This is a genomic window from Candidatus Hydrogenedentota bacterium (assembly GCA_016791475.1).
Taxonomy (GTDB): Bacteria; Hydrogenedentota; Hydrogenedentia; order Hydrogenedentales; family JAEUWI01; genus JAEUWI01.
Map to the genome: position 1 here is coordinate 167,072 of JAEUWI010000007.1, position 11,991 is coordinate 179,062.

9 protein-coding genes are annotated in these 11,991 nt (G+C 60.1%); 6 read left to right on the top strand and 3 right to left on the bottom strand.

The window, feature by feature from the left end; translation table 11 throughout:
• Positions 1-15: 15 nt before the first annotated feature.
• Positions 16-2,736 carry a nitrate- and nitrite sensing domain-containing protein gene (locus tag JNK74_05795; protein MBL7645689.1) on the top strand — a complete coding sequence of 907 codons (2,721 nt, stop codon included), beginning with the start codon at positions 16-18 and terminating at the stop codon, positions 2,734-2,736.
• On the opposite strand, the gene JNK74_05800 is transcribed toward JNK74_05795, so the two are convergent.
• Complete coding sequence (locus JNK74_05800) at positions 2,733-3,176, bottom strand: OsmC family protein (GenBank protein MBL7645690.1); 444 nt, start codon at positions 3,174-3,176, stop codon at positions 2,733-2,735. The genes JNK74_05795 and JNK74_05800 overlap by 4 nt on opposite strands.
• A 263-nt stretch (positions 3,177-3,439) precedes the next feature.
• Between JNK74_05800 and JNK74_05805 the strand changes: the two genes are divergently transcribed.
• The 5 genes from JNK74_05805 to JNK74_05825 all read left to right on the top strand — a co-directional run bounded on the left by JNK74_05805 (position 3,440) and on the right by JNK74_05825 (position 8,634).
• Positions 3,440-4,333 carry a histidinol-phosphatase gene (locus JNK74_05805; protein MBL7645691.1) on the top strand — a complete coding sequence of 298 codons (894 nt, stop codon included), beginning with the start codon at positions 3,440-3,442 and terminating at the stop codon, positions 4,331-4,333.
• Between the two features lie 163 nt (positions 4,334-4,496).
• Positions 4,497-5,258, top strand: a complete 762-nt coding sequence (locus JNK74_05810; GenBank protein MBL7645692.1) for an HAD family hydrolase — start codon at positions 4,497-4,499, stop codon at positions 5,256-5,258.
• Between the two features lie 231 nt (positions 5,259-5,489).
• Entirely contained in the window at positions 5,490-6,332 is an 843-nt protein-coding gene (locus JNK74_05815) for a gamma-glutamyl-gamma-aminobutyrate hydrolase family protein (GenBank protein MBL7645693.1), read from the top strand.
• Positions 6,333-6,438: 106 nt separating this feature from the next.
• Positions 6,439-7,566 carry an iron-containing alcohol dehydrogenase gene (locus JNK74_05820; protein ID MBL7645694.1) on the top strand — a complete coding sequence of 376 codons (1,128 nt, stop codon included), beginning with the start codon at positions 6,439-6,441 and terminating at the stop codon, positions 7,564-7,566.
• Positions 7,567-7,698: 132 nt separating this feature from the next.
• On the top strand, positions 7,699-8,634 hold the full coding sequence (locus tag JNK74_05825) for a hypothetical protein (protein MBL7645695.1): 936 nt from the start codon (positions 7,699-7,701) through the stop codon (positions 8,632-8,634).
• A 93-nt stretch (positions 8,635-8,727) separates the two neighbouring features.
• On the opposite strand, the gene JNK74_05830 is transcribed toward JNK74_05825, so the two are convergent.
• Both JNK74_05830 and JNK74_05835 read right to left on the bottom strand, forming a co-directional pair.
• Positions 8,728-9,825: a right-handed parallel beta-helix repeat-containing protein gene (locus JNK74_05830; protein MBL7645696.1), complete on the bottom strand. Its 1,098-nt coding sequence runs from the start codon at positions 9,823-9,825 to the stop codon at positions 8,728-8,730.
• Between the two features lie 186 nt (positions 9,826-10,011).
• Positions 10,012-11,133 carry a carbohydrate ABC transporter permease gene (locus JNK74_05835; protein ID MBL7645697.1) on the bottom strand — a complete coding sequence of 374 codons (1,122 nt, stop codon included), beginning with the start codon at positions 11,131-11,133 and terminating at the stop codon, positions 10,012-10,014.
• Between the last annotated feature and the right edge of the window lie 858 nt (positions 11,134-11,991).

Here is an 11,991-nt window from a genome sequence, read left to right on the forward strand (position 1 = left end):
AAGGGAGAGAGACCCATGCTTAATTCGGTAGGGCAGAAACTGTATCTGAGCGCGGGGCTGCCCCTCGCCCTCGCGGTGGTGGTGCTGTGCTTTCAAATCGCGGGAAACTACCGGGACATTCGGGAAGCCGACCGCGTGGAGCGCATCGCAGGGCTCGTGGTTTCCCTCGGAGACTTTGTCCACGAATCCCAGACCGAGCGGGGCGCGTCGTCGGGCTTTCTCGGCAGCGGCGGGGCCAAGTTCGGCGCGGAGCTCGCCGCCCAGCGCCAGAAGACCGATCCGGCCCGCGAAGCCTTGCTCGCCTTCCTTGAAGGAACCGACCTCGGCTTCCTGGGCGATGAATTCGGCGGGCAGGTGACGGAGATTGTCGGGCGTCTTGACGCCCTGGCCGGGCTCCGCGATCAGGTGGATGCGCAGGCCATCAAGGCCCCGGACGCCGTGGCGGAGTACACCCGGACCCACGCCTTGATCCTTACATCGATTGAGGCGGCCGTCCGGCAGATCGGGAATGGAGTCCTGGCGAAGGAGGGCTACACCTACGCCAGCTTCATTCAGGGCAAAGAGCGGGCGGGCCTTGAGCGCGCCACCCTCAGCAACACCTTCGCCGCGGGACAGTTCCCCCCGGGGCTCTACGAGCGCTTCGTAACGCTGGTGGCCGAGCAGGGCACCTATCTCCGCACATTCGAGTCGCTCGCCCTGCCCGCGCAGGTGGCCTACTTCGAAGAGCGCCTCCAGCGCCCCGAAGCGCGGGAGGTGGAGCGCATGCGGGCGATTGCCCTGGAGAAGGCGGCCGAGGGTAACTTCGGCGTGGATTCCGTGGAATGGTTCAAGGCAAGCACGGCGCGCATCGATCTGCTGAAGGAGGTGGAAGACCACCTGGTCGGGGATCTGCGCGACGGCGTGACCGCCCTCCACGATGGCGCCGTTCGGGCCATGCTCAGCCTGCTTCTATCGGCCACGGTTGCGGTGGCGCTGGTCATTTTCATTGTGGGGCTCTCCGCCCGCTCCCTGCTGCGGCCCCTCGGCGAGGCGGTGGCCTTTGCCCGCAAAATACAGGGCGGCGATCTGACCGCCACGATTACAAGTCACAGCCGCGATGAAGTGGGCCAGCTTACCCAGGCCCTCGCCACCATGTCCGCCAATCTGCGCGACATGATCGGCAGCGTTGCCAGCGGTTCGGGCGATCTCGCGGAGACGGCCCGGGGGCTCTCCAGGATCTCCTCCGCCCTCTCGGACAGCGCGGGCCAGATGGGCGCACAGACCGAGTCGGCCGCCGCCGCAACGGAGGAGGCCTCCAGCACCATCGCCAACATGGCCGCCGGGATAGAAGAAATGAGCGCCAACGCGAGCTCGGTCTCCGAGGCGTCCGGTGAGGTCTCGGAGAACCTGGGTTCCGTCGGGGCCGCCGTAGAGCAGATGTCCGTGAATATGGACGCCGTCTCCCACCGCAGCGAGGAAATGCGCGGTTCGGTCAACAGCGTCGCGGCCGCCATAGAAGAAATGTCCGCTTCCCTCGGCGAAGTGGCGGAGAACGCCTCCAAAGCCGCGCGGGTCGCGGGCCACGCCCTGGAGCGCGCGCGCGACTCCCAGCATCAGGTGGACGAACTGGGCGCCATGGCAAAAGAGATCGGGAAGGTGGTGGCCACCATCAGCTCCATTGCGGCCCAGACCAATCTCCTCGCGCTGAACGCCACCATCGAGGCGGCGTCGGCGGGCGATGCGGGCAAAGGCTTCGCCGTCGTGGCCAGCGAAGTGAAAGAGCTGGCCAAGCAGACCGCTTCCGCCACCGAGAGCATCCGCGCCCAGATCGAGTCCATGCAGGCGACCACGCGCAACACCATCGAGGCCATCGCCTCCATCGTCGGCGTTATCGACGAGATGGATTCCATCTCCGGGGCCATCGCGGCGGCGGTGGAAGAGCAGACCTCCACCACGGGGGAAATCGCCCGAAACGTGGCCAGCACCGCCACCGGCGCCAACGAGGTGGCCCGCAATATCCAGGAGGCCACCACCGGCGCAAACGAGGTCTCCCGCAGCGTCATGGGGGCGGTTCATGGCGTGGAGGAGATCGTGCGAAATATCGGCGAACTCGCCGAGGGCGCCAATGAAGTGGCCCGAAACGCGGGCGATGCCGCCCAGGGGATGGGGGACGTGGCCGCGAATGTGGCCAGCGCCAATACCGCCGCCCAGGACACGGCGGCCCGCGTGGCGGACACGCGAGAGGCCATACAGAAGCTTTCCGGCCTGTCCATCAAATTGCAACTGGTCGTGGGGCGCTTCCGCCTGGAGGCTTCCGGCGAAGGGGCCGACGGCTTCGTGCGCACCAACGTGTCAAGTCAGGTTTCGGCGACCCTGCGCGAAAGCCTCATGCGCGCCGAAGAACACAAGCTGTACGACAAGTTCTATGAGCGCTTCGTCACCAGCGATCCGCGTATCGGGCCCTACTTTCTCAATACCGACTTCAAGAAGCAGAAGAACCTGCTGAAAGACGGCGTGGGTCGCGCCCTCTCCTTCGCTGCGGGCGACCCGGGCTCCGTGAATTTCGTGGAGAATCTAAGCGTCACCCACAATCGCGGACACATGAACATACTGCCCGAACTCTACCCCTTCTGGCTGAACGCTCTGGTTCAAACCCTGGCCGATACCGACCCGAAGTGGAGCACCCGGCTGGAGACGGAGTGGCGCGAGTCGCTGCAAAAAACCATTCAACTCATGTCCCGCGCCTATGATCGCTAGCACACCACAACCGCTGTCTTGACCGAGTTGGCAATGAAACAATTGCGGTGCGCGGATTCGTGCATACGCGCGATTTCATCCTCGTTCGGCACTTTTTCGCCACTGAAACGGATCTTCGGATGGAGCTCCACCCGCGTCACGGCGAGTTGGCCCTCCGGGTTCTTCTCCAGGTGCGCCACGGCCTCGTCCGTGTAACTTTCCACCACCAGCTTCTTCTTCGACGCGATGGCGAGGAAGGTCAGCATGTGGCAACTTGCAATGGAAGCCGCGAAGGCTTCCTCGGGGTCCACACAGTCCTCGCTTCCCTTGTACGCCGGCGCGGCCGAGGCATTCAGCCGCTGGCCGCTGTCAAAGCCCCACTCGTGTTCCCGGTTGTAGGTTTCATAGTCGAAGCCGGCGCCCCGGCGGGTCCAGATGATCGTGGCGGTGTGGGTGGACATGATTGGCACTCCGTGTGAATGGGTCTTATGGGTCTTATGGGTCTTATGGGTCTTATGGGTCTTATGGGTCTTATGGGTCCTTTGGGTCCTTTGGGTCCTTTGGGTCCTTTGGGTCCTTTGGGTCCTTTGGGTCGCGGTTATCATGCTGATCCACAGGACTCAACTCCAGTCTAAAGCCTGAAGCCTGGATCAATTGTCATTGCGCGCGGAACTGCGCTATCCTTGGCGGCCCACGCATCATTGTAGAGGAGTTGCCCCCGCCCATGCCCGAAATTTCTTCCCCGTACCCATGGCTAGTCTCGCTCCATGGCGGACATTCCGGCGAGTTTTGCGATCACGCCCAGGATCGTCTGGAGCAACTGGTGCAAGGCGCTATCGCTCTGGGCATGCCCATCTATGGCCTCACGGAGCACGCGCCCCGGGTCGAGCCGCAGCACGTTTACGACGAAGAAAAGGCCATGGGATGGGACACAGCCTACCTCGCGGATCTTTTTGCGCGCTATGCCGCCGAAGCGAAGCGCCTTCAAGTGGCCTATGCCGATCAGATCCAGATCCTGGCGGGTTTCGAGGCCGAGGTTATCCCCGACGGACGCTACGCAGAGGTCATGCGCGGCCTGCGAGAAGTCCATGCCCTTGACTATCTTGTGGGCTCTGTACACTGGGTTGATGGCATCATCATCGACTACACCCGGGACCGCTTCGATCAGGCCGTGGAAGCTCAGGGGGGACTGGAGCGTCTGGCGCTGCGCTACTACGACATCGCCGCCGAAATGGTGGCCTCGCTTCGTCCCGAAGTGGTCGGTCATCTCGATTTGGTGCGACGACACGGCGGCAACGATCCGGCGCTGGAGACGCCCAAGGTTCGCGAACGCGCCAAAGCCGTGCTCGCCGTCATGAAAGAACACGATGCGATCCTCGATATCAACACGGCGGGCTACCGCAAGGGCCTGGGCACGCCCTATCCCGCGCCTTGGCTGCTGGAGGTGGCTCGGGACATCGGCGTGGCCTGTTGCTTTGGCGACGACGCCCACCGGGTCCTGGAAGTGGGCGCGGGCATTCTCGAAGCGCGGGAATACCTCCTTGATCATGGCATCACTGAGGTGACGGTGCTTACGCGCGAGGCGGGCGGGCTCGGGCGACGAGTGGCAGAGCTGTAGAGTTTGAGACTGATAGGACCGATACGACGGATTGACCAAATCGGTCTTATCGGTCGTATCAGTCCTATCTTTCCCGTTTTTGCCAACATCCGCACCCCTGTGCTAGGATCTTGACCTCGGGGGCACCACCACACACCAGACCAATTCCACGAGGTACCGGATCATGACGAAACGTCCCATCGGCGCAGTAACTTTTGACCTTTGGGACTGTCTCTTCGCGGATGATTCCGACGAGCCCAAGCGCCTGGCGGCCGGGCTTCCCCCCAAGCCGGTGGCGCGCCGCCAACTGGTCCACGAATACCTCAATCGCCATGCGCCCATCGATCGCGCCACGGTGGATCTGGCCTACGACGTGGCCGATGCGGCCTATCGCAAGGTCTGGCATGATCTCCACGTGACCATGAGCGTCTCCGAGCGCCTTGGCGTCATCTTGGATGGATTGAAGCGCACCTTGCCCGAGGCGGAGTTCGCGGAGCTGGTGCGGATTCACGAAGACATGGAACTGGAGTTCCGGCCCGACCCCGCGCCGGGCGCGCTGGAGGCCCTTCAGGCGCTCCACGGCAAGTACAAACTCGCCATCATCTCCGACACCATATTCAGTCCCGGAAAGAACCTGCGCAAGCTCCTCGAAGGGGCGGGCATGCTGCCCTACTTCGATCACTTCGTGTTTTCGGATGAACTGGGTAACTCCAAGCCTCACCCCCGCGTGTTTGAGTCCGTGGGTACGGCTTTTAATATCGATATCAAAGACATCGTCCACATTGGTGATCGTCCACACAATGACATTGGCGGCCCCCACGCCGTGGGTGCCCGGGGCGTTCTACTCACGGTGGTGAAAGATCGTCCTCTGGACGGGCACACGCCAGACGCCGTGTGCGATGACTACAGTAAATTGGCGGAGATCCTCGCCGGGATCGACGGGTAAATAAAGTGAACCTCGACGTGCCACGCGATCCGGCAACGCCGGTTCGTGTGCGGCGGTGTTCAAGAATTGGTGCTCTGCCGACCACCCGCCTGGCCGGTTTGCACCGCTCTATCAGGTTTGCAATCCAATTGATCACGTTGACCTCGTAACGGGCACACGAACCGGCGTTGCCGGATCGCGTGGCACGCATACGAAGCCGCTCACTCTAATAGACACCTTCAGGAAACCCCAATGGCTACAAAACGCTTTCTTATCCCCGACGGTTACAACAAGGAAAGCCGTGCGCGCTTTGCCGAGGTGCGGATGCGCCCGGCGTGGCAGCTCTACCGCGACCTGCTGGTCAAGTACATCCCCGACGCGGAGTACGACGTGTGGCTCAGCAGTGACGAGGAAACTCCCGACAGTTACACCATCGAAGAGCTCAAGCAGTACGACGGCATCCTCTGGCCCGGCTGCAATCTCACGGTCTACCACGATGTGCCCGAGGTCAAGCGCCACATCGACACCTGCCAGAAGGGCTTCGAGGCGGGCATTCCCCAGTTTGGAAGCTGCTGGGCCATCCAGGTGGCCGCCGTGGCCTGTGGCGGCGAATGCGGCGCCTGCGACAAGGGCCGCGAGATGGGCGTGGGCCAGAAAGTCCTCCTCAATGAAGACGGTGTCACCCACCCGATGTACGCCGGAAAGCCCCGGGTCTTCTCTCACTTCATGAGCCACGACGACGAAGTAAAGCGCATGCCCGAAGGCGGCACCATCCTCGCCAGCAACGGCTGGAGCAAGGTGCAGTCCGCGTCGTTCAAATATAGGAACGGCGAGATGTGGGCCGTCCAGTACCACCCCGAATACGACCTCAACGAAGTGGCCCGCCTGATCGAAGCGCGCGACGAGAAGCTCATCAAGCTGGGCTTTTTCAAAGACCTCGCCGCGCTGAAGGAATACACCGGTCGCCTCGACGCCCTCGTGGCCGAGCCGGATCGGAAAGACTTCCGCTGGCAACTCGGCATCGACGACGACATCATGGACGACGGCATTCGCGAGCTGGAGTTCGCGAACTGGGTTAAGCACTTTTTCGGTTGAGCGGGAGCACGGACTTTCCAGTCCGTGAATGTTGTGCGCCGAGGCGCACGATACGCGGGCAAGAAAACCCGCGCTCCCGATCGTCACCAACAACAGGACTAACAACATGCAAGCAGCCTCCTACAACTACCCCACCCGCATGATCTTTGGCCCCGGTACCCGCGCCCAGCTTGGCGATCTGCTCAAGGCCCGCGGCAAGAACCGTCCGCTGATCGTTACCGACAAGGGCATTGCCGGCCTTCCCTTCCTCGCCGAAATGGTGGATAGCCTCAAGGCGGGCGGTCTGGACCCGGCGGTATACAGCGAGATCTTCGGCAACCCGGACAAGCCCCAGGTGACCAAGGGCGTAGACGCCTACCGCGCGCATAATGCCGACTCCTTCATCATTCTCGGCGGCGGCGCCGCGCTGGACGTGGGCAAGGTGATCGCCCTGATGATCAACCACCCCGGCGACGTCTTCGATTATGAAGACGGCAATCCCGACATGCCTCCGGTGGACAAGGACATTCCTTTTAACATCTGCGTTCCCACCACCGCCGGCACCGGCAGCGAAGTGGGCCGCAGCAGCGTCATCTCCGACGAGAACCACATCAAGCGCATCATCTTCGATCCGCGCATGATGCCGCCTCTCGTCGTGGCCGATCCCGAGCTCACCGTGGGCCTGCCCGCGGGCGTGACCGCCGCCACCGGCGTGGATGCGCTGTCCCACAGCGTCGAGGCCTTCCTCGCAAAGGGCTACCACCCCATGGCCGACGGCATCGCCCTGGAAGGCATCCGCCTGGTGAAGGAGAATCTTGAAACGGCAGTGAAGGAGCCCGGCAACATCGTGGCGCGTGGCAACATGCTCATGGCCTCCTCCATGGGCGCGACGGCCTTCCAGAAGGGCCTCGGCGTGACCCATTCCTGCGCCCATGCCCTCTCCGCGGTCTGCGATCTGCACCATGGCCTGGCCATCGCCCTGATGCTGCCCGCCTGCATGCGCTTCAACGCCGTGACCCTGCCCGATCGCATGAAGCGTCTCGAAGCCGCCGTGAGCACGGAGCTCAGCTTCGATGCGTGGCTCGAAGCCTTCAACGCGAAAGTCGGCCTGCCGGCCCGCCTGGGCGATGTGGGCGTGAAGGAAGAACATATCGCCCGTCTCGTGGATATCGCCGTGAAGGACGTGTGCCACGGCTGCAACGTGCGCGAAGTGAGCGCGGCGGATTTCGAGGCGCTCTTCAAAGAGGCGCTGTAAAGTACCCAATCGGTCCTATCCGTCGAATCGGTCCTATAGGACGGATAAGACAGATAGGACCGATTTTCTTTGAATTTCCCTCGCTGCGCGGGCATACTGGCCCAAGTCTTTCCAACGCCACGGGAGTGTGTCATGCGTATTGCAGCATCCGTTTTCATGTTGAGTGCCGCGGCCCTTTCCGGCTGCGCCACGACGGGATCCCTCATGATTGAACCAACAGACAAGGTGGCGGTCATCGCCCATCGCGGCGCGAGCGCCTATGCCCCCGAAAATACCATCTCGGCCTTTGAGCTTGCGGCTCAGATGGATGCCGACTGGTATGAGTTGGATTGCCTCCTGGCGAAGGACGGCAGCGTGGTCGTCTCCCATGACAACGACGTGGATCGTTGCACCGACGGGACCGGCCTCATCACCGAGATGACCCTCGCGGAGTTGAAGACCCTCGACGCGGGAAGCTGGAAAGATCCGAAGTTCGCGGGCGAGCGCCTGCCCACCCTGAGCGAGTCCCTCGCCATGGCGAAGGACCGCATCGGCGTGTACGTGGAAATCAAGAGCGTGGCCGACGATGGCCCCGTGATGGAGCAGATGCGCGCGGCGATCGGCGTACAAAAGAGTCTGAGTAAAGACGCCCTCCAGGGGCTCGTTTCCGTGGCCGAATCCAGCGGTAACCGGAATGTGGAACTGGCCCGGGCCGCAGTCGCGGTGATTCGCGCGGCGGGCATGGAGAGGCAGGTGGTCATCCAGTCCTTCTCGCCCGTTGTGTGCCTCGTAACCGTTACCGAAGCCCCGGAAATTCGCACGGAATACCTGGGCAGCTACAACGAAGAAAAGCCCGAAGCCTGGGAGTCATTCAAGGCCTGGGGTACCCTGATTAACGTCGCGGGCTTCAACGTCAGCCAGCCCTCCCTCACCGAAGCGCGCCTGAAGGAATTCCACGATCTCGACAAGACCGTCGCCGTGTGGACCGTGGATGATCCCGACAGCATGAAGCAACTCATCACCTGGGGCGTGGACGCCATCATCACCAATAAGCCCGATGTGTTGCGGGAAGTGCTGGCGGGGAAATGATTCCTTTTTTGTTTTCTATGTTCGCCGAAACAATATGAAGACGTATCAAGGCTAGCTGAGGATGCTTCCCAGTAGCTTTCGTCAAGTGGTGGGCTACGAAAACTTATTGTCCGAAATAACTGCCGTGGTGCAGTTATCGATGCCGTAATGTGAATTTCCTTCTAAGGTGTTTAGTCGAATAGTGCCCGAGCAGCCCGATACACCACGGCCCGCAATGCCGCCCCTGTTGCTGGTTATGACATTGCCTTCTATCAAACCGCTACAGTCTTTGATACCGTACCCATAATTGGTTCCGGAATTGTTGTAGATCCGGTTATTGGCTATGGTCCCGTTACAATAGAAAATCCCTCGTCCTGATGGGCTGTCGTCGAGTCCGGGAAACCTGTAGTTGTCATAAATTTGATTCGCCACAATCATGCCGTGTGAGTCGCGTATTCCATAGCTGTATTTTCCTCCATAGTTCTCGAAAATTCGATTGCCGCGAATCTCTCCGTTGCAGTGTCGAATACCCACTCCGGTATCCGTGCCACGGTTCTGAAAGATATTATTGTTCTCGACCGCACCATTCGCATCTCGGATGCCGCAGACCCAAGAGTTTCCATGATTTCCGGTTATGTCATTGTAAGAGATTGTGGCCATACTTCCGTTTGCTCGAATACCCCCCGTGCTTCCATTCGTGATACAGAATCCGGTAAGGACCGTCTGGCGCGTATTTGTCTGCTCGAGGTTCACCACGTACTCAGCGCGATTTCCATCAATGACGGTCGACTTGACCACCTGGGGATTCTTTGGGTCATGAGATGTCAGTACAATGTTCTTCCCCTCGAAAGAGAGACTCTCCGTATAGATTCCGGGAGCGACACGGATAACTGCGTCCGTTGTGGGTGCGGCATGTATGGCGGCCTGAATTGTTTTGAATTCTGCCGGAACCTCCAACAAAACCACACGCTTGGGCTGGCCATGTTCAGTCGCACTCGCCTCGCTCGAATTGACAACGTTACTGGCGTGAGCCGAAGCTTGCTCCGCAAGATGGCCCCCCGGCTTCCCATTCAAGATGAGTACGAGCGTACAGGTGCAAATTGCGGTGAACACAACCCCAAAAGCCAGTAGCCACCCTGAGAGACGTACAGTATCGGACGTCGTTCGTCTCGCCTCCAAATAACTCGCCATTCTATCTGCCTGCTGATTCATCTTGGCCGCTCCAGATGTTTCGCCCTCAAAATTGGGTCAGAATGATTCATCAAATATACTTGTAGCAATCACCTTGAATTGTCTGAACAATAACAATTATTGCCAATGAAAATAAAAGACTTGGAGTATACGACGGGCTTGAAGCCCGTATCGGCGCATCTTGCTACTTGCTGAGAGCGTGAATTGCTATCCCTTCAGCGCCCCCGCCGTGATCCCTTCCGTGAGCTGCCGCTGCAGCAGCACGTAGACCAGCAGCGTCGGCAGCACCACGATCACCAGCGCGGCGAAGAGCAGCCCGAAATCCGTGCGGTACTGGGCCTGCATGCTTACACTCGCCAGGCCCAGCGGAAGGGTCTTGTTCTCCGGCGTGTTCACGAAGACCAGCGCGAAGATGTATTCGTTCCAGATGCCGAGGAAGTTGAAGATCGCGGCGGTGATCAATCCCGGTTTTGCCAGCGGCAGCATGACGTGCCAGAAAGTGCGGTACTCGCCGCAACCATCCATGATAGCCGCCTCACGCAACTCGCCGGGCAGCGACTTGAAGAATCCGCTGAGCACCAGAATCGTGAAGGGGAGGCTGAGGGCGATGTACAGCAGGATCAGCCCGAACTGAGAATCATAAAGCTGGAAACGCAGGCCGAAGGGTTGCAGCAACTGGGTGCCCAGTTCCGAAAGCCAACTGAACTCAAAAAACACGGGAATCAAAAGCAACTGCGCGGGAATCATCATCCCACTGATGAAAAAGAGGAAGATCGCGCGGTTGCCGGGGAAATTGAAACGCGCCAGCACATAGGCCGCCATGGCCGCAATTGCCAGCGTGCCGAACAGCGACCAGCCCGTCACCCAGACGCTGTTGAAGAAGAAGCGGCTGAAGCCGGAATCGACCCAGGCTTTGCGGTAATTACGGAAGGCGGCATCCTTGGCCAAAGGTCCGCTCACCGATGATTCAATCGCGGCGATCATTCCCGAATCCAGCGTTGTCGGCGGTGTGCCCCAGGTCACACCCGCCTCCAGCGCGCCGTTGCCATCGGGATCTAGCAAGGAAAAGTTCTCGGAGAGCGCTTTCAGTGCCGTGGCGTTGATGCTTTCGACGTCTGTGGACAGCGAAATGGCCCCATCGATCTCGTCCTGCTCCAGCAGCCCATCGGCCGGAATTCCTGAGAACAGCCACGGAACACCGAAAGGGTTCTGTACAAACTCCTTCGAGCTCCGCAACGAGTTCACCAACACCCAGCCCATGGGCACAGCCACGGCGCAAAGCCACCCGATCAGGATGACGTATACCGCGATGGTTTGGATGCGTTGCATGGTGAAACCTCAATTACCAATTAATATTCAATAGTCGGGGCAGAAAAACTTTAACCACGAATGGACACGAATTTACACGAATAAGATCGGGAATGCTTATTACGAGTTCAACATGAACGATTGACAGACACCTGTGACACCAAGCCCATTCCCCCCTTTTTCTTCCGTGAAATTCCGTGCCTTTCCGTGGTCAAGCATTTTATTGTTGCCCACGGAAAGGCACGGAAATACACGGAGGGGACATGCCGTTCATGATCTACGACAGACAAGATGAATTGCTCTTCTTGTTCGTGTGAATTCGTGTCCATTCGGTGCGTCAGGCTAAGTCTGACCTGTCTATCAACTTGAAAGGTAGTTGACATGGTACTTGCTCGTTCACCATGTAGGCAATCGAGCGCTGTGCAGAGGTAACTCGGCACGGTGAAGCCTCGTGAGCCAAACGCGCGAGCCGCAACGTAAGTGAACCCGATTCGGCCTCGTTACACCAACTGGAGGTGGCCACGCTCCCGGATAAGCCGAAGCCTGCCGCCATCGGGGAAGCAACGAGCATATGCACCTGATGGGCCTCCCGGGGTGATAGGGGGCAGCGCGCGCGGAAAGATAGTGTCAGGAACCTGAGAGGCCCGTCGTGCCGGGGGTAATGGCCCCAACGGTTCATGGGAAGACATAACCATGAATCGGGAACGTCGGGAGTCGGAGGAGCCCATAGTAGCGTTGAAGCGGGGTAATTCCCGTGGAGCGAAGGGGCTCTACTTTGTGTACGCTGTGACGAGAGGAGGAAAACCGATTGGTTGAGCCTACTACGGATGAGTGGACAGTTCCCGAGCCGGGGATGTCTGCGAAGCTTTCCTCATTGAG

What these genes read in the sequence shown, in the direction of transcription:
- JNK74_05795 (MBL7645689.1), top strand. Translation starts at nt 16, where the DNA reads ATGCTTAATTCGGTAGGGCAGAAACTGTATCTGAGCGCGGGGCTGCCC.
- JNK74_05800 (MBL7645690.1), bottom strand. Translation starts at nt 3,176, where the DNA reads ATGTCCACCCACACCGCCACGATCATCTGGACCCGCCGGGGCGCCGGC.
- JNK74_05805 (MBL7645691.1), top strand. Translation starts at nt 3,440, where the DNA reads ATGCCCGAAATTTCTTCCCCGTACCCATGGCTAGTCTCGCTCCATGGC.
- JNK74_05810 (MBL7645692.1), top strand. Translation starts at nt 4,497, where the DNA reads ATGACGAAACGTCCCATCGGCGCAGTAACTTTTGACCTTTGGGACTGT.
- JNK74_05815 (MBL7645693.1), top strand. Translation starts at nt 5,490, where the DNA reads ATGGCTACAAAACGCTTTCTTATCCCCGACGGTTACAACAAGGAAAGC.
- JNK74_05820 (MBL7645694.1), top strand. Translation starts at nt 6,439, where the DNA reads ATGCAAGCAGCCTCCTACAACTACCCCACCCGCATGATCTTTGGCCCC.
- JNK74_05825 (MBL7645695.1), top strand. Translation starts at nt 7,699, where the DNA reads ATGCGTATTGCAGCATCCGTTTTCATGTTGAGTGCCGCGGCCCTTTCC.
- JNK74_05830 (MBL7645696.1), bottom strand. Translation starts at nt 9,825, where the DNA reads ATGAATCAGCAGGCAGATAGAATGGCGAGTTATTTGGAGGCGAGACGA.
- JNK74_05835 (MBL7645697.1), bottom strand. Translation starts at nt 11,133, where the DNA reads ATGCAACGCATCCAAACCATCGCGGTATACGTCATCCTGATCGGGTGG.